This window comes from Lactiplantibacillus modestisalitolerans (genome assembly GCF_005405425.1).
Taxonomy (GTDB): Bacteria; Bacillota; Bacilli; order Lactobacillales; family Lactobacillaceae; genus Lactiplantibacillus; species Lactiplantibacillus modestisalitolerans.
The window spans coordinates 1-24,993 of the sequence record NZ_BJEA01000011.1 but is presented as its reverse complement, the minus strand read 5'-3'; the positions used below and the strand labels follow the sequence as shown (position 1 = coordinate 24,993).

Below are 24,993 nucleotides of genomic sequence, written 5' to 3'. Positions count from 1 at the left end.
AATGTCAGAAATAAACTTACAAGAACAAATCCTGACTTTTCTGCAGGCTCATCCCGACCGCAGCTACAGCGTTGAACAGCTGACGGATGAATTGCACTACACGGGGGCGACCGCGTTCACCTTCTTAGTTAAGGAATTAGCAAATATGGAACGTAAGAAGCTGGTTAGCACCGACGACCACGATCATTTTAAGATCGTTCAGGAAGCTAAAACCGTCGAAGGGTCGTTCCATGGTAATGATAAGGGCTTCGGATTCGTACGCTACGATCCAGATTTGCCTGATATTTACATTAATCCTGATAACACCATGTTCGCCTTTACCGGTGACGACGTTGCGGTGCAAATTATTCGCCCAGCGAAGCCGGGTTCCGACCGCGGTCCCGAGGGAAAGATTACCAAAATTGTTAAGCGCAATTATTCGCAAATTGTGGGCGCCTTTACGCCTTCAACGGAAGTTCCTGGGATGATTGGGACGGTTGAAATCAAGGAAAAGAAACTTTCCAAGTATCAACTTTTTGTGACTGATCAAGGGATTCACCCAACCGAGGGCGAAGTGATCATTGCTGAAATTGCGGCTTACCCGGATGCAGCGCACCCAACCCGAATTGTTGGGATTGCGAAGCAAGTGATCGGGAGCGTTGATGATCCTGGGATGGACGTGCTTCAAGTTGTTTATCAACACGAAGTCCCATCCGTTTTCCCCGAAGAGGTTACGGATCAAGCAAACCGCATTCCGGACTACGTTACCGAGGAAGAAAAGCAGGGACGGGTCGATTTGACCGACCAACCATTAGTGACGATTGACGGCGCTGAATCGAAAGACTTAGACGATGCGGTCGTTGCTTGGAAGTTACCGAACGGTAATTATCACCTTGGCGTCCACATTGCCGACGTGAGCCATTACGTGCCCGAAAACTCCGACTTGGATCGCGAAGCGTTTAAGCGTGGAACCTCGGTTTATTTAACCGACCGGGTAATTCCAATGCTCCCACGGCGGTTATCCAACGGAATCTGTTCATTGAATCCAGACGTTGAACGGCTCGCGATGAGTTGTGAAATGGAAATTACACCAGCTGGGGAAATTATTAATCATAAGATTTTCCAAAGTGTGATTAAATCGCACGCGCGGATGACCTATGATGCGGTCAACCAAATTTTGGAAGCGCACGACCCCAAGACCCGCGAAAAGTATGCCGACTTAGTTGATATGTTTGATACGATGGGTGACTTACACCGGATTCTGTACAAGCACCGCCGGCACCGCGGGGCAATCGATTTTGATGATAATGAAGCTAAGATTATCGTGGACGAAACTGGCCACCCAATTGATATTCAGTTACGGGTGCGTGGGTTAGCTGAACGGATGATTGAAAGTTTCATGTTAGCTGCCAACGAAACGGTTGCTAAGCACTATAGTTTACTAAAAGTTCCGTTTATCTACCGGGTGCACGAAACGCCTGATAGTGACCGGATGCTCAGTTTCTTCGAATTCGTGACGACTTTTGGTGTGAACGTTACTGGGAGTTCTAAGGACGTTAAACCGAAGATGCTCCAAGACGTCTTGAAGAAGGTTGCGGGTAAGCCGGAAGAGGCCATGGTTTCCGTGATGATGTTGCGGAGTATGAAGCAGGCTCACTACGCGGATCAGTCCCTCGGGCACTTCGGCTTAGCGGCACCGTACTACACCCACTTTACGTCCCCAATTCGGCGTTACCCGGATATGATGGTTCACCGTCTGATTCGACACTACGCTGAAAACGGGACCGGTGAAACGGCGCGGGAACGCTACCGGGATGAACTCCCAACGATTGCGGAAACGACGTCGGATAACGAACGTCGTGGAATCGATACTGAACGGGAAGTTGACTCGATGAAGAAGGCCGAATACATGGCCGACCACGTTGGCGAAAAGTTCGATGCCGTGATCGACTCCGTAATGAAATTTGGGCTCTTCGTTGAATTGGAAAATACGGTTGAAGGGCTTGTCCACATTAGTGTGATGGACGATGACTACTACGAATACGTTGAAAAACAACTCGCCTTAGTCGGCCGGCGCACGAAACGGACCTTCCGGATTGGCCAACCCGTTAAAGTGGAATTAATGCGGGTTGATAAGGACCAACGAGAAATTGATTTCAAGTTGTTAAATCCAGAAGAAGCGCCGAAGACGGACTTGTTGCCTAAACGGGAACACCATGATAACTACCGGGGCAATAACCGCCGTGGTGGTAATGGTAACTACCATCGAAACGGGAATAACAATAATCGACGCAATAATGATAATCATCGCAATGGCGGTGGTAATCGTAACGGTAACCGCAATGGCAACCGGAATCACGGGAACAATAACGGTCACCGGAATAATAATAACCAGCATTCGCAAAACAATGGCAATAACCAACGGCGTCACAACAACGACAACCGGCGGTAAAGCTTAATCAAAGGGGGTGGATGCAATGGCTAAACGACATGCGAAACACCCAAATGATGCGCTCGCGCAGAACCGGAAGGCCCGCCACGATTACGCGGTTGAAAGTACCTATGAGGCTGGAATCGCGTTAACTGGGACTGAAATTAAGTCGGTCCGTGATCGACGGGTCAACTTAAAGGACGGCTTCGTCCAAATCCGCAATGGTGAAGCGTGGATGCAAAATGTGCACATTAGTCCGTTTAAGGAGGGCAATCGATTTAACGTTGATCCCCTACGGAACCGGAAACTATTACTGCATAAAAAGGAAATTCAAAAGCTTGGTCTGGAGACCCAAACCAAAGGGGTCACGATCATTCCGTTGAAAATGTACCTGAAACACGGGTTTGCGAAAGTCCTGATTGGTGTTGCCCATGGGAAACGGGAATACGATAAGCGCCAAGACATTAAAAAGCGCGAACAGCAACGGCAAATTGACCGGGTTATGAAGCATTATTAAGCCTTATTAACCAAACGCCTGGATAACTTTTAACAAAGTTACCAGGCGTTTTTGCGTGACTTGGCGCACCAGCACTGGACGGTAACGCTGTCAATTATTGTGACTTGGGAACGCTTGCGGTGAAAAAATTTAAAAATCGCAATAATTTCAATATTTCTTTAGATTCTTTGACGAGATGACGTATCAGCTTAATAAAATTAAGTAAAAAGCAAATGATACCGCAAACATTAAATTTAAATTAGAGTTGCCTTATAATCTGCGTTGGTTTGCTGGCAGAAATTATGTTATATTTTATGACATACCATTTAGGTAGAATGAATGAGGAGGTCTCATCAATGAAAAAATGGCAAGTTGCGGTTGTCATGTTGTTAGCTGCGTTGGGAAGCTGGTTTGCGGTCGGTACCCAGGCGCAGGCGAAAACTTACACCATTGCAACCGACACCACCTTTGCGCCGTTTGAATTTCAGGCCAAGGGCGGTAAGTATAAGGGAATTGATATTGATATTTTAAAGGCAATTTCCAAAAAAGAAAACTTCAATTATAAATTAAAAGCAATTAGCTTTGGGGCCGCCGTTCAGCAGCTTAGTGCGAACCAGGTCGACGGGGTTATCGCTGGGATGAACGTTACCGACGAACGGAAAAAGACCTTTGATTTTTCCAACGCTTACTACACGTCCGGGGTTGTAATGGCGGTTGCCAAGGACAGCAACGTTAAGAAATTCAGCCAGTTACGTGGTAAGACGGTCGCGTTAAAGACCGGGACGGCTGGCTCGGCCTATGCGAAATCGATTCAAAATAAATACGGTTTCAAGATTAAGTATTTCAATGATTCCAATAACATGTATAACGATGTCAAAGTCGGTAACTCGGTGGCTTGTTTCGAAGATTATCCGGTTATGTCTTACGGGATTAAAAACGGGATTGCGTTGAAGATTGTTTCGAAGCAATATGATGCCGGCGATTATGGTTTTGCCGTTAAAAAGGGCAAAAACGCGGAACTACTTAAAAAATTCAACGCGGGTCTGAAAGCGATTAAGGCTGACGGGACCTACGATAAAATTATCAACAAGTACTTAAAGTCCGATCAAGCGAGCTTGACGGGTGAAACCGCGAAGAGCCGGACGTTTGTCGGCTTGTTCACCCAAAACATCGGGACGATTGGAACTGGGTTGTGGATGACCCTGGAATTAACGGTCATTTCCATTATTTTAGCAACTATCCTGGGGTTAGCGCTTGGCGTACTTGGCGTAATGCCAGGGAAGGTTGGCCCCGCCATTTCAAGTACCATTATTTACATTTTCCGTGGGATGCCACTGATGGTGTTGGCGTTCTTCATCTATATCGGGTTCCCAGATTTAATTGGGCACGGCTTTAAGATTCCCGCCTTCATAGCCGGGATGATAACCCTGATGCTGAACGAAGGGGCCTATACCGGGGCGTTCGTTAAAGGGGGCTTTGCCGCCGTTGATGAAGGTCAGATGGAAGCGGCCCGTTCATTAGGGTTGCCATACTGGACCGCGATGCGGAAAGTCATTATGCCACAAGGAATTCGGATTATGATTCCGTCATTTATTAACCAATTTATTATCACGTTAAAGGATACCTCAATTCTTTCCGTTATCGGAATCGTTGAATTGACCCAAACTGGGACGTTGATTATTGCCCGGAACTTCGAAGGGTTCAAGATTTGGTTAATGATTGCGATTATTTACCTGATTATTATTACGTTATTAACGTGGTTATCGAACTGGGTTCAAAGGAGGATTAACTAAGTATGGCTAAGGTGATTGTCAAAGATTTACACAAAAGTTACGGTGACAATGAAGTTTTAAAGGGCCTCAACTTAGAAGTCCAAGAAAACGAAGTGGTTTGCATGATCGGTCCGTCCGGTTCCGGGAAGAGTACCTTCTTGCGGTGCTTAAATGACCTGGAAGTGCCAACGCAGGGGCAGGTCATTGTTAATGGTCACGATTTATCTGATAAGGCAACCAACATTAACTTGGTGCGTGAAAACATCGGGATGGTGTTCCAACACTTTAACCTCTTTCCCCACTTATCCGTGTTACAAAATGTAACGTTAGCACCGGTTGAGTTAAAAAAGGAAACGCAAGCGCAAGCCGAAAAGACCGCGCTGGAATTGTTAGAGACGGTCGGGCTCTCCGATAAGGCTAACGCGATGCCTAAGTCGTTGTCCGGGGGACAAAAGCAACGGGTTGCCATTGCGCGGGCGCTGGCAATGCACCCACAGATCATGTTGTTTGATGAACCAACGTCAGCGTTGGACCCTGAAATGGTTGGCGACGTGTTGGACGTTATGAAGAAGCTGGCCGCCCAAGGGATGACCATGATCGTGGTTACCCACGAAATGGGCTTTGCTAAGGAAGTGGCCGACCGGGTCGTCTTCATGGCGGATGGCTTGATTCAAGAAAACGGCAAACCGGAAGACGTTTTTGAACATCCGAAGAGTCCCCGGCTGCAAGATTTCCTACAAAAAGTCATTAACGTTTAAAGGAGTGCGTCCCGGCTAAGTTACACCGGACTTGGCGCATCAGAAAAGGATTTCCAAACCTAATTTTGATTAGGCTTGGAAATCCTTTTTAGCTTGCGGTTAACTCTGCGGCACTTTATGACGGGGGGTTAAGGTGTAATTACTTTCACCGAAATTAACCCGCATATTACCCTTTGTAACCCGGGTGCGGTTCCGGTTGGTTGGCTTTTGCCAATGGTCTAAGATGGCGGCGATACAAATACAAATTGGTTCAAGTTGCTGATCGCTAATGCTCAGTTCAAAGGCTTCACCATTCGTAGTGACGACCGGGCGCATCGTCATAATCAGGGTCGTCCCGTGATAGATGCGGTAATGTTCGGCACTGAGACTCCCCATAATGATCCACCGTAATTTACGAACGTAGAGCATTTCGTGCCAGAAACCAAATGTCTTACTAATTGAGCCGACGTTTTGCCGATTGTAATATAAATCAAACTTCGGTAATAGACCGAGTGAAGTTTGACGAATTTCGGCAAGTAGCTCGCCTTGAATGGCGTATAGGCTCAGTGCATCCTGTCGGCGTCCCCAGCGACCGACGAGCAGGTAATGCGACTGTTTGTGCGCGTCGCGAACGACCCGCGCCCCCTCGGCGAAACTATTCCGGCTGAAATATAATTGACGCATTTTCAACCCTCGTTTCTTGGAAAACTATTGTTGCGCGAGCACCTCTAAAATGGCCTTACCGACCCCGTCGTTGACGTTCGTATCGGTATTGCGTTGGGCAAGTTGTTTAACTTCGGTGGTGGCGTTACCCATCGCGTAGCTGACCCCCGCCAATTTAAGCATCGAGACGTCGTTATTATTATCACCGATGGCCATCACGTTGCTCATCGGCGTGTTGAGCATGTTAGCGTAGCGTTCGACCGCAATCCCTTTCTGGGCGTTAACGTTGTTGATTTCAATGTTTGAGGCCGAAGAAGAGGTAATTTTAATTGACGAATGTTTAGCCAGCAATTCCGTGCTTAACGGTTTGAGCTTTGCGGGCCCGGCCTGACTAAACGCAATTATCTTCATAATGTGCATTTTAGGATCGTCCAGGAGGTCGTTATAGTGTTCGACGTAGTTAATATCCATTAATTCCAGGCGCGCCGAAGCTAGCGTAACCGCCACTTTGAACGACGTGTCTGGATTTAAGTTAGTGAGTAGATGGGCGATTTGTTCGATTCGCTTGGCCTTACTATTAGAATAAATTCCATCAGTGGCGACCACTTCAAAGTAGTAGCCCTGTGAATTTAAGGTATGGAAAATGGTTCGGGCAACACTCTTGGTAATTGGTACCATGTCGAGCATTTTACCCGAGGCATCGTACACTTCAGCACCGTTTAGCGTAATCAGTGGTGCCGTGATCCCTTGAGCAGCCAAGAGTGGTTGGGCTTCAGAGTAACGACGACCCGTTGAAACGATAAAGTGGACGCCCCGTTGTTGCGCTTGGCGGATGGCGTTCGCGTTAAAGTCAGAAACGACCATTTCGTTGTTGAGCAGCGTACCGTCCATGTCAGAAGCGATAATCGAAATCATGTTGTCACATCCTTAATAGTCTTAATAGGTACATTTTAACATGTTTGGTAGTGAATACAGAATTATTATCATTAGTGGTTTTTAGTATGCTACAATAAACCTAGAGGTGTTAAGGATGAAAGCGTTTATTCATACGGACTGGTGGGACGTTTTAAAGCCCCAATTTGAACAACCATACTACCATCAGCTACACGAGTTTTTAAAAGCAGAGTACCGCACGAAAAATATTCACCCAGATATGTATAATATTTTTCAGGCCTTTGAATGGACGCCGTTTGCTGACACGAAGGTCGTCATTTTAGGTCAGGATCCGTACCACGGCCCGCATCAGGCGCACGGACTGAGTTTTTCCGTGTTGCCGGGGGTCCCGGTACCGCCTTCCCTAGTCAATATTTATAAGGAATTACAAGACGACGTTGGCTGCACACCGGTCCAACATGGTTACTTAGAAAGCTGGGCAAAGCAGGGCGTGTTACTGCTGAACTCGGTTCTGACCGTTCAAAATGGGATTGCTTTTTCCCATGCGGGTAAGGGCTGGGAACGGTTAACGGATTACGCCATTCAGCAGTTATCCGAACGGGCTACCCCGGTGGTCTTTATTTTATGGGGGAAAGCGGCCCGTTCGAAGATTAAGCTGATCAATACGGACACGAACGTGGTGCTCCAAGCACCGCATCCGAGTCCGTTATCCGCTTACCGCGGCTTTTTTGGGTCGAAACCATTTTCCAAGACCAACATCGCGCTGGAATCGTTTGGTGAGCAACCAATCAATTGGCAGCTTCCGGAACACGTCGAACTTAAAAATTAATTTTTTATTGGAGGGTCATCACATGGATCTATTTACATCATTGGCACAAAAAATTACTGGTAAGAATCAAACCATCGTTCTCCCCGAAGGGACCGAACCCCGCATTGTCGGTGCCGCGGCCCGGCTAGCTCACGACGGGTTGGTTAAGCCAATCGTCATTGGTGCGACCGATAAAGTGCAAGCGGTTGCGAAAGACTTAAACGCTGATTTAACTGGTGTTCAAATTTTGGATCCCGTTACATATCCGGAAGCTGATAAGCAGGCCATGCTGGACGCACTGGTTGAACGCCGGAAGGGCAAGAACACTCCGGAACAAGCTGCCAAGATGCTCGAAGACGAAAACTACTTCGGGACGATGCTCGTTTACATGGGTAAGGCTGACGGGATGGTTTCAGGTGCCGTGCATGCCACTGGTGATACGGTTCGACCAGCCCTTCAAATTATTAAAACGAAGCCGGGTTCGCACCGGATTTCTGGGGCCTTCATCATGCAAAAGGGTGACGAACGCTACGTCTTTGCGGATTGCGCCATTAACATTGATCCAGATGCCGATACGTTAGCTGAAATCGCAACTCAGAGTGCCCACACGGCCAAGATTTTTGATATTGACCCGAAGGTTGCGATGCTCAGCTTTTCAACGAAGGGGTCTGCTAAGGGTGACATGGTCACGAAGGTGCAAGAAGCCACTAAGAAAGCGCAAGCGGCTGCTCCTGAGTTAGCCATTGACGGGGAAATGCAATTTGATGCAGCCTTTGTTGAAAAGGTTGGTTTACAAAAGGCCCCCGGCTCAAAAGTCGCGGGACACGCAAACGTCTTTGTCTTCCCTGAACTCCAATCCGGGAACATTGGGTACAAGATTGCGCAACGCTTCGGTAAGTTTGAGGCGGTTGGCCCAATCTTACAAGGCTTAAACAAGCCGGTTTCCGATTTGTCACGCGGATGCAGCGAAGAAGATGTTTATAAGGTTTCAATTATTACGGCAGCCCAAGCGCTTGCTCAAGATTAAGATCAATAACTGATTGCGGTTATGCGCCGGGGGAAACTTCAAGGCTTGTGCTTTGAAGTTTCCCCCGTTTTTTTTATAATGAGAACAAGTAATGAATGGAGTTGGAGATACGGATGAATAAAACGATAACTGTAACGTCACCGGAAGCAACCATGCAACTGGGGGCTAAACTGGGCCCACTCTTAAAACCGAGTGACCTAATTTTGCTAGACGGCGACCTCGGGGCGGGGAAAACGACCTTTACGAAGGGCTTAGCCGCGAGCTTAGGCATTAAAAATAACGTTAAGAGCCCGACCTTTACCCTAATTCGCGAATACCACCAGGGCCGCTTGCCACTTTATCACATGGACGTTTACCGGCTAGAAGACGGTGGCGCGGAGGACCTTGGTTTAGATGAATACTTCGATGGCGACGGCGTCAGCGTGGTTGAATGGTCGGAGTTTATTGCCGATTTACTGCCCACAACCTACTTGCGGATCACACTGCAACGGAGTGGAACGGCGGATGATCAACGAACCATTCGACTGGATCCGGTTGGCGAGCGCTACCAGCAATTGGTCGCACAATTAGGGGAGTGAGTTAGATGGCAGAAGACGTCGTTTCAATTCGGCCGGCTGAGCCGGAAGACGCCGCACGGTTATTGGCCCTAGTTCGAGCGCTGACGCAGCAGTCGGATACCTTTACGGTTGACGAGGGTCTGGGCCAGCTTACTGAGGCCCGTGAGCGTGAACAAATCGAGCAGATTACGCGTACAACTACCAATATTATTTTGGTGGCCACCTTGGGCGAGCAATTAATTGGGATTGCAACCGTGCAGGCGACGGCGGACATTACCGCTGCGGAAGGCGAAGTGGGAGTCGCCGTTTTGAAGGCTTATTGGGGGCAAGGGCTGGGAACGGCCTTAGTGGAAGAATTAATTCGCTGGGCGCAGGACTTTAGTACGTTGAAGCGCTTGATTTTGACGGTTCAATGCCGTAACCAGCGGGCAACCCAACTGTACTTGCATCAGGGCTTTCAACCGCAAGCCCCCGAACCCCACCCGGTTTTGGATTTAAACGGTGAGCAGGTACCGGCGGTCGACATGGTGTTGACCATTAATGCGGATTAACGTAAAAAATGGGCGCCCCCAAGTTGGCTGACTTTTGGGGCTCGATACCAATTGATGTTGAGGTTGCCGCCAGCAGCGGGTGCAACCGGGTGGCTGGAACACTGCGGGCATCGATTTGAGCTCACTCAGAAAAACCACTGAGCAATCTCAAATTCGAGCCTTATTCTAAGCCGGAAGCAGCCCACTTCCGGCCAAGAATAATTTCGCAGTTGAGCCATGGTTACACACGCTGCTGGCTAGACTGGCTTTTATATTGAGTCTCACGGGTGACTCTGATAAGTCTTAATTGATGAAGTTGATTCCGCAGAACGATTACTAAATTTAACGTAATCTTGCTTGCTATTTTGCTAGTCACAACGAATTGATTGAAAATTCAATTGGCAGTCTTCATAGCAAATCAACACTAAATATCATAGACCCACTTTTGGGGCACGTTTTGGCTATTAACATGCGGGAACACAAAAGCGACCGTGACGTGGGTCACGGTCGCTCAGTGATGCGGATTAAATAAATGGTTTCCAAATTATCATTAGCCCTGAACGCGGACAAATGGCTTGAGCGGTGCGGTACCAAATTCAGCCGCCTCGGCAAGCAAAATGTTGGCACAGGCTAAACTATCATCAAGGGCGTTGTGATGGTGTTGGAGCTCAATGTCCAGCGCCCGGCACAACGTATCCAGTTTGTGGTTTGGTAACTGGGGGTAGAATTGTTTACTCGTTTTAACCGTGTCTAATGATAAGTATTCCGGGACTTGGATCCCGTAGTGGGCGAGCGTTTGGCGCAGAACGCCAACGTCGAACGGCGCGTTGTGTGCGACCACTAGGCGGTCGCGCTGGAAGAAGGGCGCGATATGGCCCCAAACTTCTGGAAATTTAGGGGCGTCCGCGACGTCCTTTTCGTGAATGCCGTGAATCTGAACGTTGCGCCAGAAAAAATCGCCCTCGGGTTTGATGAGGGTATAAAATTCGTCCGCGACCTGACTATTGCGCACCACCGTTAGCGCGAGCGAACAGGCGCTATCACGTTTAGGGTTTGCGGTTTCAAAGTCCATTGCGACAAAGTTCAAAGGGGTCACCACCGTTTCTTAAAGATACGTTTATGGTACAAATTTTTACCGGTACACGCAAGCTTGCGGTTCGGGTTAGAGCCGGATATCCAGTTCAACTGGACAGTGATCGGACCCGTGGATGGTCGTCAGGATGCGCGCATTTAGTAGCCGGTCGACGAGGCGTTTGGACGTAATGAAGTAGTCGATCCGCCAGCCGGAGTTGTTATCACGGGCGTGCCCCCGGTAACTCCACCAGGAATAGATTTCGGTTTGATCCGGGTAAAAGTGGCGGAAGGTATCGAGGTAGCCGTTGGCCAGCAATGTGTTGAACTTGCCGCGTTCTTCGTCGGTAAAGCCCGCGCTGTGGTGGTTACTACGCCAGTTCTTTAAATCGATATTTTCGTGGGCGACGTTGAGGTCGCCGCAGAAAATAACCGGTTTCGTGGCGTCTAACTGGTTAACGTACGCAAGAAAGGCGTCCTCCCAGGTTTGGCGGTAATCCAGCCGTTTTAGCTCACCACCAGAGTTGGGGGTGTAGCAGGTCAGTAAGTAGTAGTTCGGGTATTCCAGTGTGATGACGCGCCCCTCGGTATCGTGTTCGGGGACCCCAATGCCGTAAGTGACGTTCAGGGGTTTGTGTTTAGTGAAGATGGCCGTCCCGGAATACCCCTTGCGTTCAGCGTAATTCCAGTATTGGTAGTAGCCGGGAAAGTCGATGTCGATTTGACCGGCCTGGAGCTTGGTTTCCTGAATGCAAAACGCATCCGCATCCAAGGTCTTAAAAATATCAGCAAAACCGTGTTTAACGGCGGCCCGTAAGCCGTTCACGTTCCAAGAAATAAATTTCACGTGCGTTTCAACCCTTTCAATGGCGGCCTGCGCCGCCTAAATTACTTTTGAAGTTACTTCAATTGTACCGCATTCGCACGCTTAAAATGGAGGGAACCACATGTTAAAAATTGGTGTCATTGGTTTAGGAAAGATTGCTCAGAAGGCCTATTTGCCCGTAATGGCGGCGATGCAAGACCAGTATGAGTTCCATCTGACGACCCGGAATTCTGAAAAACGGGCCCGGTTAGCGGCCATGTATGGCTTTACGCATACGCACGCGACCGTTGATGAGTTGATTGCCGCGCAACCGGACGCCGCGTTCGTGCATACGCCGACTGCCACCCACGCCGCGATTATCAAACAGTTGTTACTGGCCGGAATCAACGTGTACGTTGATAAGCCGGTGGCGACTGATATCGCGACCGTCCAATCATTATATGATTTAGCTGCCGCGCGGCACTTGCTGTTGACCTGTGGCTTTAATCGGCGGTTTGCGCCCCTGAATCAACAACTCAAAGCGCTCCCAGATAAACGGTTGATTGTTTCGGAAAAGGTGCGTGAAAATGGCCAGCAGGACGCGGAAACCGCGGTCTTTGATTTAATGATCCACACCGTCGATACCGGCCTGTACCTTTTGGATGAACCGCTAGTCGCAACCCACGGGCGACTCGTACCACAGGCCGACGGAAACTTTGGCCAGGGCTACGTCACGGTCGAAACCGCCCACCAACAATTACAGTTGGTGACGGACATGCAGGGGGGCGTCAACTTAGAGCAGACCACCGTTCAGGCGTTGACGACCCGGGCCACGGTCACCGATTTACAAACGCTGACGCGTTATCAGACCGCTGCGCACCAAACGCAAACTTTCCCAGACTGGGAACCGACCCTTGAAAAGCGGGGCTTTGCACCGTTGATCCGGGCGTTTTTACAAGCAGTGCAAACTCACGGAATAAACCCAGTCGATCCAACGAGCGTAATTACGAGTCACGCGGTGTGCCGTCATTTATTAAGTGATTAAAAAGTGCTAAAATTAAAGAACGGATAGCTAGTCGAGTGAGCTAGCTAACGCTCGACGGGGGCGGTTTCGCGACCGTTCCGTCGGGATGAATCGGGGGCTTGCAGTGGGGAACCAATCTAATTGGCAACCGCACGCCCCGAATATGAAAGGAACTTCTAACATGACTCAGGATGTCCTGGCCGCATTTCCAGCCATCGAAATCAAAAAAAACGAATCACTTAGTCACTATACCAATACGAAAACGGGGGGGCCGGCCGATTACGTTGCTTTTCCAAAAACAATCGCGGAAACGCAAGCCTTGGTTAAGTATGCGCAGGCTGCGCAACTACCGTTAACGGTAATTGGGAACGCTAGTAATTTGATCGTCAAGGATGGCGGCATCCGCGGCTTGACGATTATTTTAACCGCTATGAAGCGCATTCAAACGGATGGTCAGCGGGTCACGGCGGAGGCCGGTGCGGCCCTGATTGCCGCGACCAAGGTCGCTTGTCAGGCCAGTTTGACTGGCTTGGAATTTGCAGCGGGGATCCCCGGTAGTGTCGGCGGTGCAATCTTTATGAACGCGGGGGCTTACGGTGGTGAAATCAGCGAAGTTGTTGAAAGTGTCACCGTTTTAACGGCGGCTGGTGAATTAAAAACGCTGACTAACGCAGAACTCGACTTTGGCTACCGACACAGTACCGTGCAGGACTATCACGACACCGTGGTGACGGCGACATTCCGGCTTAAGGCGGGCAACCAGAAAAAGATTCAGGCCCGGATGGATGAACTAAATACGTTACGGGCGGCTAAGCAACCGCTCGAATGGCCATCTTGTGGGAGTGTTTTTAAGCGCCCAACCGGGTACTTTACTGGTAAACTAATTCATGACGCCGGGTTACAGGGTCACCGTATCGGTGGTGCTGAAGTTTCGAAAAAACACGCAGGCTTTATTATTAACGTGGATCACGCAACCGCCACGGACTATATGGATATGATCCACTTCGTCCAAAAGGTTGTGTTTGAAAAATTTGGCGTCCATCTTCAAACGGAAGTCCGGATTATTGGTGAGGATGTCGACGCATAATTAATTTAATTGAACAAAGGGGGCAACCACGTGCCGATTATTGAACTCGTTATTTTATTGGCATGTCTTGTCCTGCTGTCGAACGTTTTGAGCCACTATCTAGTCGCAATCCCGGTCAGTTTAATTCAAGTCGGGCTGGGTCTAGGAGTGGCTTTATTATTAAACGTTCAGGTTAAGTTGCAAACGGACTGGTTTATGCTCGTCTTTATTGCACCGATGCTGTACAACGACGGCAGGCAATTTCCAAAACAAGAACTCTGGGAATTACGCGGGGCGATTTTTGCCAATGCAATCGTCCTCGTTTTCATCACCACGATTCTCGGGGGCTTTTTGATTCACGTTCTGATACCGACCATTCCAATTGCGGTTGCGATTGCGTTAGCGGCAATTTTGTCGCCCACCGATCCAGTCGCAGTTCAGTCAATCTCAGAAGGGGTCAAGTTACCTAAGGAAGTTTTACACTTAGTTAGTGGTGAAAGTCTGATCAACGATGCCAGTGGCTTGATCGGCTTCAAGTACGCACTGGCGGCCGCGGTGACCGGGACGTTCGTTCTCGGGAAAGCGGTTGGCGATTTCTTTTACATTAGTTTGGTGGGGTTAGCCGTTGGGTTAGCCCTTATGACGATTATTCAGCTTATCCGTGACGTTCTGCGCCGCGAAGGCATCAACGACACCGTCTTCAACGTCGTTCTCCAAATTTTAACGCCGTTTGCGATTTACTTCGTCGCCGAAGAATGGTTCCACGCGTCCGGGGTAGTTGCCGTGGTGGCGGCCGGCGTTTTGGAGCACATTCAAAATTCACACGAAGCTGAAGACGCGCCGGAACTCCGGCTGGTCACGGAAAAAGTGTGGAACGTGATCGTCTACCTCCTCAACGGCATTGTTTTTTTGATTTTAGGAATCGAACTACCAGTTGCGACCCAGTCAACGATTCAAGGTTCCCACACCAACACGTTCCACGCGATTTTTGACGTGCTGATCGTGTGGGCAATCCTGCTGTTGATTCGGGTGGCCTGGACCTACGTTTACATGCTCTTCGGCTGGTTAAAAGACCGCCAGAAAGCGCGCCCGAGTGTTCGAATCGCAACCTTGTCTGGTCTGTCCGGCGTTCGGGGAGCGATTACGATGGCCGGGGTCTTCACGATCCCGACGGTCATTGCGACCGGGGAAGCTTTTCCAGAGCGAGCGCTCGTGCTGTTCATTGCGGCCGGCGTGATTATTGTTAGTTTAGTCGCTGCGGCGGGTATCCTGCCGTTAATGGCGGCGCAATCGATGTCCTTTATGACCCGGGGTTCTAGTATTGATAGTGATGATACGATTATTGGGCCTACGGACGATGAGGACGAAGACGACGGGCGACCGCGACAGGTGACCTATAAGCAAGCGCGAATTTACATTCTACAATTAGCAGTTCGTAATATTGAGGAACACCGGCGTGCCGAAAATCAGCGAGCCGCTTACGACTTGATTTTGGACCAACAATTTCAAATTCGGCGGCTAGAAGTGGCCTCCCAAACGGCGGACGAACTGGCCCCAATGTTTAGTGATGAGATGCAGTTGCGGTTGGTTGCGCTTCAGGGCGAACGGGAAGCCGTTAAGGCCATGATTGCGGCGCACGAAACGTCTAAAATTGCGGGTCAAGCCTATCTACGACGGATTGATCACCGTGAGCGGCGGTTAGAGCAACTCAATCGGCATCACGGATTACCGACGTTGCGGTCGTTGCGAGCAATGCTCAGTCGCGGCATGCAGGGCTTACGCGTTTGGTTGGCACCCGCTGACAGTGATAAATTGCGGGCGGACCAGTTGGAAATTCAACGGGTCGCGTCTAAAGCGGCGATTAAATCCCTTTCGGGTTATTTAAAGCAGGCGAACGTTGACGAGCAACAAATTGACCGGCAGGCGCTTTACCATTTAATTGTGCACTACCGCAACCGTATTGAAAGTGCCAAGCCGGATCACAGCCTTTCGCGCGCCGATTATGAGAAGCAACTGCGCGCCTTACGAATTAAAAGCTTAGGGGCGGAACGAGCTGGCGTGCAACACTTGCTTGAAAGTGGCCAGATTAATTTACGAACCGCTTCGCAGTTACGGCAGTTTATCAATTATTCGGAAAACTTATTAATGTTGAATGATATTGATTCGGATGAGGATTAATTATTTTTATGTGTTGTAAGTAAGTAGTTCTAGGTTATAATAAACTTATAGCAAGCCCGAACAGTATATGGTTGCAATAGCGAAAGAAGACCGTTTTCTAGGGGACTGATTAGGGACAACAATAAGCGGGGGATTTCATATGACTGAATCTGAAATTCACGAACAATTCGTGGAAACTTATATGCACATACTAAAATATATTGGCGATTTTGTATCGGTGCCGACCCGACCCTATAAAATCACGTTTGAGGCTTACACGGTCATGCGGTTGATTGCAACGAGTGAGGAATCGTTGACCCTCGTTAAAATCGCTAATGAACAGCGGGTTTCACGGAGTGCAATTGCCCGCCAAATTAACGTCCTCCTAGAGTTACAATACATTGAGCAAACGACAAACCCGAATGATCGGCGGATCAAGTATTTGTCGTTAACAGAAACCGGGAAGCGGGTCGAACAAGAGATTACGGCGGCTTCCAAGCAACGCTTCCACCAATGGATGGAAGTTTATGGCTTACAACGGGCCCGCGATACGTTACAATACATCAACGATGCGGAGCATCAAGCTACTAAGCTAGGCTTCAGCGGTTTCAGCGGTCTCCATGATAAGCGGAATAGTCCGAGCGGTTATAGTGATCCAAAAATATCATAAAATAAGCTAAAATAAAGCCCTCATTAACGACAGCTTACGTTAATGAGGGCTTTTTGTGCATTTTTACTAAACTGGGCGCAATTGAAATTAACAATGTGTTCGTCCTAAGCCGCCCTTCAGGCCCCCCAGCTTAATGCTGGAACGCGATGGACACGGGTTTGAGCCGACAGCCCGCGTCTCAAACACCGGTCTTACACTAACCAAGCAAACAACGCTTGCTAAGTGTAACGACACCGCTGAGCATTTGCTGGGAAACCTGAAGGGCTCGACTAGCATTTAGGCAGTGATCGTGGCACCCAACGGTAATAATGAGTTATGTGGTTCGCGACAGATTACTGAGCTATCAGTCGGGAGGGTTCTCCTCGTGAGCTCAAATCGATGTCCATCGGGTTTCAGTCAATCGGTTGCCCCGCCAACATCACTAATCATCATCAACAGTGGCCGTAAAGCGCCACGCCGCGTAGATGATGAGTTGGAGGCCCCACATGATGAGGACGAAGGCCAGCATTTTGAGGGACCACATTTGAACGAGTTGCTTGACGATGTACTGGGGCGTAATCAATAGGTAAATTGAGTGTAACCGCATGAAACGGCCGACGTAGACGCCAATGCTTGCAAACAGTAGCAAGGCGGCCGCGGCGATTGAACGGCCGCCGGGAAGCCGCGTTAGTCGCAAGCGTTTCAAGCTATTTTTAGCCACTTGGTCAACGCCCCAGGTACCGACGAGGATTGAAACGAGCATCGGGCCTACCAGATAGGCGAAGTCTCGCCACATGGCTAAGTTGAACCGCAACAAGCCGTTAACCGCGTATGGTTTCAATAAGCTGAGATGGAATAAATCGGTCATCAGGTAGGGCGCGTTGGGATAAAAGAGGAGCCAGAGTACGGCCAAACACCAAAATGCCGGGGCCGAGCGCCGGGGCGTCAGCCAGAAACTTAGTTCAATTGGAATGTACGCTAAGAGCGTATTCAGGAGTAAGAACCGAAACGAATCGTGGAAATTCAGCGCGGCAAACACGATAAATGCCCAGTATGCGAAACGAATCAGCCAGCGTTGTGTCCGAGTCATGTGCGTCCCACCTTTCGCCCTCATTTTAACAGAAATATTAATTAAGCTATATTAAACAAACGTTAAATTCATACTTGGGACAGACGCCGAATTAAAAGGACCAAGAACGCGGTCCGCAGTGTGGGAACTACCGGCTTTGTTTGCTGAGTAATCGAAGGGGGAAAACCGGGTTCGGGCAAGTGAACACTAGGCGCAAGCAAATTGAAAGTTGAGAAATCCACCGACCAGCCGAAATGGACCAGCCGGAGGAGTAGGCGCCGTGCTATAATGTGAAGGTAAATAATTTTCATAAGGAGGGGGAACATGACTTTTAACTGGAGCGGTTTACTGACAGTGCAAAACTTTGTCCGGCTCCTTGATATTTTAGCAGTTTGGTTCGTCATTTATGAGTTGATCGTACTGTTACGTGGTACGAAGGCGGTCCAGTTGTTCCGGGGGATTGTGGTCATTGCAGTCATCAAATTCCTGAGTGTGATTATTGGTCTGGATACCGTTTCGTGGATTATGGACCAAATCATTAATTGGGCTGTGATTGCAATGGTGATCATCTTTCAACCAGAAATTCGGCGGGGCCTCGAACACCTCGGCCGGGGTTCAATGTTTACGCGTGGTAAGCGCCAAAACGAGGACGAGGAACGGATGATCACCGAGCTTGATAAGGCGATTCAATACATGGCGAAACGCCGGATTGGGGCCTTAATGTCCATTAAAATGGACACTGGTTTGGAAGACTACATTGAAACTGGAATTGCCCTGGATGCGGATATTTCGGGAGAATTGTTAATCAACATTTTTATTCCTAATACGCCGTTGCATGATGGTGCCGTTATTATTCAGGATAATCAGATCAAGGTGGCGGCCGCCTACTTACCGTTATCCGAAAGTAACCTAATTCCAAAGGAACTGGGGACGCGACACCGGGCCGCCGTTGGGATCAGTGAAGTAACTGACGCCCTAACGATCGTTATCTCGGAAGAAACTGGGGAAGTTTCAATTACAAAGGATAATGAATTAATGCGCGGCATGACGCGCGAAAATTATTTACGCTACTTCCGGCAAGTACTGCTAACGCCTGAGGACCCGAGTCATCAAAATAAGGTCCAGGATTGGTTTAGCCGCATCTTTGGAGGGGGGCCGCGTAAATGAAACGCTTCATGAATAGTCCTTGGGCGATGCGTTTGTTGGCCCTACTATGCGCGCTCGTTTTGTTCGCGTACGTTAGTTCCATGAAAACGTCGCATAATACGAGCATTTTAACGAACAGTGCGTCGAAAACGACCCTTACGTCGAATCGAAAAGTGACCATCAGCGCTCCCCTAGAACTCAACGTTAATAGCACGAAGTACTTCGTGACCGGCTATCCGGAAAACGTGAAGGTGACCATTGAAGGACCGGCTGCGTTGGTGACCACAACCGCCAACACCCAGAACTTTAAGGTGTATGCGAATCTGTCAGACTTATCGGTGGGGCGGCATAGCGTTAAAGTGCAAGTCGATGGTTTGAATAAGGAATTAAGCTATTCGCTGAATCAAAAGTACATTCATATTAATATTCAACCCCGGCGAACGGCGACCTATAAGGTGCACACGGACTTTAATAAGCAAAACGTTGCTTCCGGCTATGAGGTTGGCACGGCGCGGTTAGGAACCTCGTCGGTCAAAGTGACTGGTGCGGTGAGTGAAGTGAGCAAGGTCGCCAAGGTCGTTGCGGTGGTGAATACCGAAAAGAATTTAAAAAAATCGGTGAACCAACAAGCGATGATCGAGGCCCTCGATGCGAACGGCCAAACTTTAAACGTTGTGTTGACACCGTCCACCACGTCGGTTTACATTCCGATTAGTCAGGCGACAACTACGAAGGACGTTGGGCTGGATCTCAAAGCGAGTGGGAAGACCACCGCGGATACGAGTTATTCGTTCTCGACGGATACTAAGTCGGTGACGGTGACCGGAACGAAGGCGGCCCTAGCTAAGTTATCGTCATTACCAATTGATGTGGACGTAACCGACGTTAAGTCCAGTACTGAAAAAACGGTTAAAATTACGACGAGTGATGATGATGGTATCTTGTCAGTCAGTCCTAAGTCGATTAAAGTAAAAATTACAGTTAAAGCTAATAGTGAAGCAAGCGAAAATTGAAATGAGGTAAAGAAATCATGAAATATTTTGGTACCGATGGGGTTCGGGGTATTGCGAACTCTGGTTTAACACCCGAATTGGCCTTCCGTTTAGGACGGGCCGGGGGCTACGTTTTAACACAACATGCTGAAAATAAGGACAGTCAACCACGGGTCTTAGTCGCACGCGATACCCGGATTTCCGGTCAAATGCTGGAAGAATCCCTGATTGCTGGGTTGCTTTCCGCTGGGATCGAAGTATTGCGTTTAGGCGTAATTACCACCCCAGGGGTTGCTTACTTAGTTCGAATTCAGGATGCTGATGCCGGGGTAATGATTTCAGCTTCCCATAACCCGGTTGAAGACAACGGCATTAAATTCTTTGGCGGTGACGGCTTTAAGCTGTCCGATGCCAAGGAAGAAGAAATTGAAGCCTTATTGGAACAACCCACCGACGACTTGCCACGGCCAGCTGCTGAAGGTCTCGGAACGGTTGCCGACTTCCCAGAAGGCAACTTGAAGTACTCCCAGTTCTTGGAACAAACCATTCCCGACGACCTTAGTGGCATTCACTTGGCCGTTGACGGGGCCAACGGTTCGACCAGCAACCTCGTTTCGCGGATCTTTGCCGACTTAAACGTTGATTTTGATACGATGGCAACTTCGCCCGATGGTTTGAACATCAATAAGGGTGTGGGTTCAACCCATCCCAACGCTTTAGCAAAGTTTGTCGTTGAAAAGGGTGCTCAGGTTGGGTTAGCCTTTGATGGTGACGGTGACCGGTGTATTGCGGTTGATGAATTGGGGAACGTCATTGACGGTGATAAGATCATGTACATTTGCGGGAAATTCTTGAGCGAACGCGGCAAGTTGAAGAAGGATACGGTCGTCACAACGGTGATGAGTAACCTCGGCTTATACAAGGCGCTTGAAGCGGCTGGTCTACACAGCCAACAAACCAAAGTTGGGGACCGGTACGTCGTTGAAGAAATGCTGAAAGACGGTTATAACCTCGGTGGTGAACAGTCTGGTCACGTGGTCTTCTTAGACTTTAATACGACCGGTGACGGGATGTTGACCGGGATTCAATTACTTCACGTCATGAAGGAAACGGGGAAGAAGTTATCCGAATTGGCTGCGGAAGTCACAACTTACCCACAAGAGTTGGTCAACGTTAAGGTTCAAGACAAGCAGGCCGCTTTAAATAACGCACAAATTCAAGCCGTTATTAAGGAAGTTGAAACGGAAATGGCTGGCGAAGGGCGCGTCCTTGTCCGTCCTTCTGGGACGCAGGACTTGTTACGGGTCATGGCCGAAGCGAAGACTGACGAATTGGTTGGCGCTTACGTTGATCGAATCGTTACGGTGGTTAAAAATGAAGTTGGCGTCGACTAACGATAAGCCACTTCGTTAAGTTCAGTTTAATTTTAAAAAATCATTTAACCGCACCCACCAATGTTCGTCACTGGTGGGTGCGGTTTTTGGCAATTCAGAAAGTGATGAAAATCATCTCCGCTGACGGTCACGAATTACCAATTGGGCCTAGACCAATTTGAAAGTTAGCGTTTAGGCGTCCTTAACTGAAAATTTGTTACTAAAAAGTTGAAAAGAATTTACATTAGCGCTACCACGTGAAAACGCCGTCATGCCAATATTTCAGATTGGTATAATGGTTAACTAACACGTAGACCAATGAAAGTGATTGTTGACATTTACCGGTTACAAAGGTAAAGTTGACTTGTTTCTAGGAAATATACCAATCGGAGGTGAATGGTGGCCAATTCTTAATTGGTAAAAGCGGAATAGCGCCAGGACTTTAGATATTAAAGTTGACGAGGACGACGTTTATCGACAATCGACGGGTGACGTCAGGGACTGCACTCTACAGGTCAAATACAAACGCTAATCGTGAGGTTAGTAACAGACATTTTGACCACGCAGCTAGAAACAATTCAAAAATGCAAAGGAAGATTATCTTATGTGTGGAATTGTTGGAGTTACAGGTAAAGATAGTGCGGTATCGATTTTATTAAATGGTTTGGAAAAATTGGAATATCGTGGTTACGATTCAGCTGGCATTTACGTCAACGATCAAAGTGGCCACGACTATTTAGTTAAAGAGAAGGGTCGCATTGATGACCTGCGTAAGGAAGTGGGCGCAAACGTTCACGGTTCGACCGGGATTGGGCATACCCGCTGGGCAACCCATGGTGAACCAAGTGTCGCAAACGCGCACCCCCAAGTTTCAGCCGATGGGCGGTTCTACCTTGTTCATAACGGTGTGATCGAAAACTTCTTGGATTTAAAGCAGGACTACCTGAGTGACGTCACCTTTAAGTCACAAACGGATACCGAAGTCATTGTTCAATTAGTTGACCGCTTCGTCACGACTGAACACTTATCCACCTTAGATGCCTTCCGGAAGACGTTAGGGCTTTTGGGTCATTCATCATACGGGTTCTTATTGATGGATAAGGAAAACCCAGACACGCTATACGTGGCTAAGAACAAGAGTCCCCTCTTGATTGGGGTCGGCGACGGTTTCAACGTCGTTTGCTCCGACAGTTTAGCAATGCTGGATCAAACCAAGGACTTCTTGGAATTACACGATGGCGAAATCGTGGTTGTTAAACCCGATGAAATCAAAATCACGAATCAACAGGGGCAACCCGTTGAACGCAAGCCGTTCCACGTTGACATTGACGCCGCACAAGCGGATAAGGGGACTTACCCATTCTACATGTTGAAGGAAATTGATGAACAACCAAACGTTATGCGCAAGCTTTCCCAAGTTTACTTGAACGATGCTGGCAATCCAGTAATCAATGAAGACTTGTTGGCTACTTTGAAGCAGGCTGATCGGTTGTACATCGTGGCGGCCGGAACGAGTTACCACGCCGGGTTGGTCGGTGCCAAGCTATTTGAAAGCTTAGCCAACGTGCCAACGGAAGTCCACGTTTCATCAGAATTTGCTTATAACCAACCGTTGTTATCAGCACACCCATTCTTCATCTTCTTAACGCAGTCTGGGGAAACCGCTGATAGCCGGGAAGTGCTGTTGAACGTCAACGAACAAAAATTCCCAAGTTTAACGATTACCAACGTACCAAACTCAACGTTATCACGGGAAGCAACTTATACCCTATTGCTCCATGCTGGTCCTGAAATTGCGGTTGCTTCAACGAAGGCTTACACGGCCCAAATTGCGTTGGAAGCAATCTTAGCTAAGGCAATCGGTATGGTGGATGGTCAAGCAGCTGCCAAAGACTTTGACGTTAAACAACAATTAGCGTTAGTTGCGAACGGCATGCAAGCCCTCGTTGATGAAAAAGATACTTTTGAAGCGCTAGCGAAGGATGCGCTGTTGCATACACCGAACGCGTTCTACATTGGGCGTGGGTTAGACTACGACGTTTCACTGGAAACGGCTTTGAAGCTCAAGGAAATTTCGTACGTTCAAGCGGAAGGCTTTGCTTCCGGCGAATTGAAGCACGGAACGATTGCCTTGATTGAAAAGGATACGCCAGTAATTGGGATTATTACCCAAAAGAACACCGCTGGGTTAACCCGTTCTAACTTGCAAGAAGTTGCCGCTCGGGGTGCTAAGACGATTACGATCGTCACGGACGATTTAGCTAAGCCAGAAGATACGATCGTGTTACCAGCCGTAGACGAACGGATGACCGCGCTTCTAAGCGTCGTTCCTGGTCAACTACTCGCTTACTACACGAGTTTAAACAAGGGCTTAGACGTGGATAAGCCACGGAACCTGGCCAAGAGTGTCACGGTTGAATAAATAAGAATTAAACGGTTAAGCAGTGAGTGCTTAAGTGTGGGCGGGAAGCAACCAATTTGGTTGCTTCCTTTTTTGGAAGCGTGGGCTCAAAGTCGGTTAAGCGGAGCCAGCTGGTTTTGGGTGCGCGTTTCGGCAATTGATACGAGGTGACACCCATTCTTTTGTGAGGATTGAGAAAAATGGCCTGCATCGGTGCTTGCGGTTACGCGCCGTTCAATTTACGCGTATAATATAAAACACACTGCGTTTAACAACGCGAATTCGAATTAAAGGAGCTTTTATTCGTGACAATTAAGCTAATCGCAACCGATTTAAACGGGACCTTACTGCGAAACGACCAAACCTTTGATCAGGACCGCTTTAAGGCCGTTTTAAGCGCCTTACGCGACCGGGGAATCACCCTGGCATTAGTCTCTGGTAACCAATACGCCCACCTTAAAAACCTGTTTAAGGATGTCATGGCGGATAACCTGGTGGTTGTTGCCGAAAACGGGGCGTCGATTTATACTAATCAGTGCCAATTATTTGATGGCAGCCTTTCGCCGCAGCAGTTACGTCAATTTGTGACCGTTGATCGGTACCAAGACCTATTTAAAAAGGCTTATTTGATTCTGGTCGGTAGTCAGGGCTCGTATACTGAAAAAGGAGCGCCCGCTAAATTAGTAGCGATGGCGCGACAATTTTATGACAACTTACAGTTGGTGGATGATTTGAAAGCCGTTCATGATCAAGTTAAGAAGATTAGTGTGTCGACGCTTCCAGACCACGCGGCGCGGCTCGTCGCGGATGCAAATCACTATTTTAAGGGTGCGTTACGGGCACACGATAGTGGTTACGGGGTCGTCGACCTAGTCGACCAACGGGTGGGCAAGTTGCCAGCCGTTCAACTATTAGCGAACCAGTTCGGTTTAACGAACGACCAGTTGATGGTCTTTGGGGATGGCGCTAACGATTTACCCCTCTTGCAAAGCGTACCGCATAGTTTCGCGATGGCAAATGCGGATGCGGTGGTTCAACAAGCGGCGGCGCACGTAACGGCGCTAGACAATGAACATGCCGGAGTATTGGCAACCATTGAGCAGGAATTACTCGCAAAGTAACTAAAAAAGCCGAGCGTGTGCCAAAAGTCGGTTAATGCTCACCAGCTGATTTTTGGTGCACGTTTCGGCTATTAATATTTGGAAACCCAACGAGGCTATGACTAATGTCACGGCCTCGTTTCTAGGGTTAGTCAAGCCCGGATAGTGGAAACTTGTCGCCTTACCGGTTGGTCCTAAAGCGGCTGGAAACATACTAATATAAGTGGTGAAAGAGATAGTTTGACG

Annotated in this window: 22 protein-coding genes; 17 read left to right on the top strand and 5 right to left on the bottom strand. The window is 48.6% G+C overall.

The genetic code is table 11. From position 1 onward, the window contains the following. The first annotated feature begins 1 nt into the window (after position 1). The 4 genes from rnr (at position 2) to FFM79_RS07075 (ending at position 5,436) form a co-directional block, all read left to right on the top strand. Positions 2 to 2,431, top strand: a complete 2,430-nt coding sequence (gene rnr / locus FFM79_RS07090; RefSeq protein ID WP_137642778.1) for a ribonuclease R — start codon at positions 2 to 4, stop codon at positions 2,429 to 2,431. 25 nt (positions 2,432 to 2,456) lie between these two features. Then, positions 2,457 to 2,927, top strand: a complete 471-nt coding sequence (smpB, locus tag FFM79_RS07085) for an SsrA-binding protein SmpB (RefSeq protein WP_137642777.1) — start codon at positions 2,457 to 2,459, stop codon at positions 2,925 to 2,927. Positions 2,928 to 3,262: 335 nt separating this feature from the next. Further along, positions 3,263 to 4,699, top strand: a complete 1,437-nt coding sequence (locus tag FFM79_RS07080) for an amino acid ABC transporter substrate-binding protein/permease (RefSeq protein ID WP_137642776.1) — start codon at positions 3,263 to 3,265, stop codon at positions 4,697 to 4,699. Between the two features lie 2 nt (positions 4,700 to 4,701). Then, positions 4,702 to 5,436 carry an amino acid ABC transporter ATP-binding protein gene (locus FFM79_RS07075; RefSeq protein ID WP_137642775.1) on the top strand — a complete coding sequence of 245 codons (735 nt, stop codon included), beginning with the start codon at positions 4,702 to 4,704 and terminating at the stop codon, positions 5,434 to 5,436. A gap of 99 nt (positions 5,437 to 5,535) precedes the next feature. Here FFM79_RS07075 and FFM79_RS07070 read toward each other — a convergent pair whose 3' ends face one another. Both FFM79_RS07070 and FFM79_RS07065 read right to left on the bottom strand, forming a co-directional pair. Beyond that, entirely contained in the window at positions 5,536 to 6,099 is a 564-nt protein-coding gene (locus FFM79_RS07070) for an LURP-one-related/scramblase family protein (protein ID WP_137642774.1), read from the bottom strand. A gap of 24 nt (positions 6,100 to 6,123) precedes the next feature. Continuing rightward, entirely contained in the window at positions 6,124 to 6,993 is an 870-nt protein-coding gene (locus tag FFM79_RS07065) for a Cof-type HAD-IIB family hydrolase (protein ID WP_137642773.1), read from the bottom strand. A gap of 115 nt (positions 6,994 to 7,108) precedes the next feature. On the opposite strand from FFM79_RS07065, the gene FFM79_RS07060 reads away from it, so the two are divergent. From FFM79_RS07060 to FFM79_RS07045, 4 genes are all read left to right on the top strand, one after another. Continuing rightward, positions 7,109 to 7,801 (top strand): uracil-DNA glycosylase, encoded by a 693-nt coding sequence (locus FFM79_RS07060; protein ID WP_137642772.1) that lies wholly within the window; start codon positions 7,109 to 7,111, stop codon positions 7,799 to 7,801. A gap of 22 nt (positions 7,802 to 7,823) precedes the next feature. Then, positions 7,824 to 8,807 (top strand): phosphate acetyltransferase, encoded by a 984-nt coding sequence (gene pta, locus FFM79_RS07055; RefSeq protein WP_137642771.1) that lies wholly within the window; start codon positions 7,824 to 7,826, stop codon positions 8,805 to 8,807. Between the two features lie 113 nt (positions 8,808 to 8,920). After that, the gene (gene tsaE / locus FFM79_RS07050) at positions 8,921 to 9,385 is read left to right on the top strand and encodes a tRNA (adenosine(37)-N6)-threonylcarbamoyltransferase complex ATPase subunit type 1 TsaE (RefSeq protein ID WP_137642770.1); all 465 of its coding nucleotides are present in this window, start codon (positions 8,921 to 8,923) and stop codon (positions 9,383 to 9,385) included. Positions 9,386 to 9,390: 5 nt separating this feature from the next. Further along, on the top strand, positions 9,391 to 9,915 hold the full coding sequence (locus FFM79_RS07045) for a GNAT family N-acetyltransferase (protein WP_137642769.1): 525 nt from the start codon (positions 9,391 to 9,393) through the stop codon (positions 9,913 to 9,915). 529 nt (positions 9,916 to 10,444) lie between these two features. On the opposite strand, the gene FFM79_RS07040 is transcribed toward FFM79_RS07045, so the two are convergent. Both FFM79_RS07040 and FFM79_RS07035 read right to left on the bottom strand, forming a co-directional pair. Beyond that, positions 10,445 to 10,981 (bottom strand): 3'-5' exonuclease, encoded by a 537-nt coding sequence (locus FFM79_RS07040; protein ID WP_137642768.1) that lies wholly within the window; start codon positions 10,979 to 10,981, stop codon positions 10,445 to 10,447. Positions 10,982 to 11,056: 75 nt separating this feature from the next. After that, positions 11,057 to 11,812 carry an exodeoxyribonuclease III gene (locus tag FFM79_RS07035; protein WP_137642767.1) on the bottom strand — a complete coding sequence of 252 codons (756 nt, stop codon included), beginning with the start codon at positions 11,810 to 11,812 and terminating at the stop codon, positions 11,057 to 11,059. 100 nt (positions 11,813 to 11,912) lie between these two features. Between FFM79_RS07035 and FFM79_RS07030 the strand changes: the two genes are divergently transcribed. The 4 genes from FFM79_RS07030 to FFM79_RS07015 all read left to right on the top strand — a co-directional run bounded on the left by FFM79_RS07030 (position 11,913) and on the right by FFM79_RS07015 (position 16,687). Next, positions 11,913 to 12,815, top strand: coding sequence for a Gfo/Idh/MocA family protein (locus tag FFM79_RS07030; protein WP_137642766.1), 903 nt, complete (start codon positions 11,913 to 11,915; stop codon positions 12,813 to 12,815). A gap of 160 nt (positions 12,816 to 12,975) precedes the next feature. Next, a complete protein-coding gene (gene murB, locus FFM79_RS07025; protein WP_137642765.1) occupies positions 12,976 to 13,881 on the top strand; it encodes a UDP-N-acetylmuramate dehydrogenase in 906 nt (301 codons plus the stop codon). A gap of 30 nt (positions 13,882 to 13,911) precedes the next feature. Continuing rightward, complete coding sequence (locus FFM79_RS07020; RefSeq protein ID WP_137642764.1) at positions 13,912 to 16,038, top strand: cation:proton antiporter; 2,127 nt, start codon at positions 13,912 to 13,914, stop codon at positions 16,036 to 16,038. Positions 16,039 to 16,177: 139 nt separating this feature from the next. Beyond that, entirely contained in the window at positions 16,178 to 16,687 is a 510-nt protein-coding gene (locus FFM79_RS07015) for a MarR family transcriptional regulator (protein WP_137642763.1), read from the top strand. 421 nt (positions 16,688 to 17,108) lie between these two features. On the opposite strand, the gene FFM79_RS07010 is transcribed toward FFM79_RS07015, so the two are convergent. Beyond that, positions 17,109 to 17,756 (bottom strand): DUF1361 domain-containing protein, encoded by a 648-nt coding sequence (locus FFM79_RS07010; RefSeq protein WP_137642762.1) that lies wholly within the window; start codon positions 17,754 to 17,756, stop codon positions 17,109 to 17,111. A 303-nt stretch (positions 17,757 to 18,059) separates the two neighbouring features. On the opposite strand from FFM79_RS07010, the gene cdaA reads away from it, so the two are divergent. The 5 genes from cdaA to FFM79_RS06985 all read left to right on the top strand — a co-directional run bounded on the left by cdaA (position 18,060) and on the right by FFM79_RS06985 (position 24,768). Further along, positions 18,060 to 18,902: a diadenylate cyclase CdaA gene (gene cdaA, locus FFM79_RS07005; protein ID WP_137642761.1), complete on the top strand. Its 843-nt coding sequence runs from the start codon at positions 18,060 to 18,062 to the stop codon at positions 18,900 to 18,902. After that, positions 18,899 to 19,894 (top strand): CdaR family protein, encoded by a 996-nt coding sequence (locus tag FFM79_RS07000; protein ID WP_137642760.1) that lies wholly within the window; start codon positions 18,899 to 18,901, stop codon positions 19,892 to 19,894. The genes cdaA and FFM79_RS07000 overlap by 4 nt, the downstream gene beginning before the upstream one ends. A 17-nt stretch (positions 19,895 to 19,911) precedes the next feature. Beyond that, positions 19,912 to 21,267, top strand: a complete 1,356-nt coding sequence (gene glmM, locus FFM79_RS06995; RefSeq protein WP_137642759.1) for a phosphoglucosamine mutase — start codon at positions 19,912 to 19,914, stop codon at positions 21,265 to 21,267. Between the two features lie 583 nt (positions 21,268 to 21,850). Next, positions 21,851 to 23,668 carry a glutamine--fructose-6-phosphate transaminase (isomerizing) gene (gene glmS / locus FFM79_RS06990; RefSeq protein ID WP_137642758.1) on the top strand — a complete coding sequence of 606 codons (1,818 nt, stop codon included), beginning with the start codon at positions 21,851 to 21,853 and terminating at the stop codon, positions 23,666 to 23,668. Positions 23,669 to 23,952: 284 nt separating this feature from the next. Then, entirely contained in the window at positions 23,953 to 24,768 is an 816-nt protein-coding gene (locus FFM79_RS06985; protein WP_137642757.1) for a Cof-type HAD-IIB family hydrolase, read from the top strand. Positions 24,769 to 24,993 lie beyond the last annotated feature (225 nt).

Coding starts and splice junctions, on each gene's coding strand:
- rnr (WP_137642778.1), top strand. CDS start 2: ATGTCAGAAATAAACTTACAAGAACAAATCCTGACTTTTCTGCAGGCT.
- smpB (WP_137642777.1), top strand. CDS start 2,457: ATGGCTAAACGACATGCGAAACACCCAAATGATGCGCTCGCGCAGAAC.
- FFM79_RS07080 (WP_137642776.1), top strand. CDS start 3,263: ATGAAAAAATGGCAAGTTGCGGTTGTCATGTTGTTAGCTGCGTTGGGA.
- FFM79_RS07075 (WP_137642775.1), top strand. CDS start 4,702: ATGGCTAAGGTGATTGTCAAAGATTTACACAAAAGTTACGGTGACAAT.
- FFM79_RS07070 (WP_137642774.1), bottom strand. CDS start 6,099: ATGCGTCAATTATATTTCAGCCGGAATAGTTTCGCCGAGGGGGCGCGG.
- FFM79_RS07065 (WP_137642773.1), bottom strand. CDS start 6,993: ATGATTTCGATTATCGCTTCTGACATGGACGGTACGCTGCTCAACAAC.
- FFM79_RS07060 (WP_137642772.1), top strand. CDS start 7,109: ATGAAAGCGTTTATTCATACGGACTGGTGGGACGTTTTAAAGCCCCAA.
- pta (WP_137642771.1), top strand. CDS start 7,824: ATGGATCTATTTACATCATTGGCACAAAAAATTACTGGTAAGAATCAA.
- tsaE (WP_137642770.1), top strand. CDS start 8,921: ATGAATAAAACGATAACTGTAACGTCACCGGAAGCAACCATGCAACTG.
- FFM79_RS07045 (WP_137642769.1), top strand. CDS start 9,391: ATGGCAGAAGACGTCGTTTCAATTCGGCCGGCTGAGCCGGAAGACGCC.
- FFM79_RS07030 (WP_137642766.1), top strand. CDS start 11,913: ATGTTAAAAATTGGTGTCATTGGTTTAGGAAAGATTGCTCAGAAGGCC.
- murB (WP_137642765.1), top strand. CDS start 12,976: ATGACTCAGGATGTCCTGGCCGCATTTCCAGCCATCGAAATCAAAAAA.
- FFM79_RS07015 (WP_137642763.1), top strand. CDS start 16,178: ATGACTGAATCTGAAATTCACGAACAATTCGTGGAAACTTATATGCAC.
- FFM79_RS07010 (WP_137642762.1), bottom strand. CDS start 17,756: ATGACTCGGACACAACGCTGGCTGATTCGTTTCGCATACTGGGCATTT.
- cdaA (WP_137642761.1), top strand. CDS start 18,060: ATGACTTTTAACTGGAGCGGTTTACTGACAGTGCAAAACTTTGTCCGG.
- FFM79_RS07000 (WP_137642760.1), top strand. CDS start 18,899: ATGAAACGCTTCATGAATAGTCCTTGGGCGATGCGTTTGTTGGCCCTA.
- glmM (WP_137642759.1), top strand. CDS start 19,912: ATGAAATATTTTGGTACCGATGGGGTTCGGGGTATTGCGAACTCTGGT.
- glmS (WP_137642758.1), top strand. CDS start 21,851: ATGTGTGGAATTGTTGGAGTTACAGGTAAAGATAGTGCGGTATCGATT.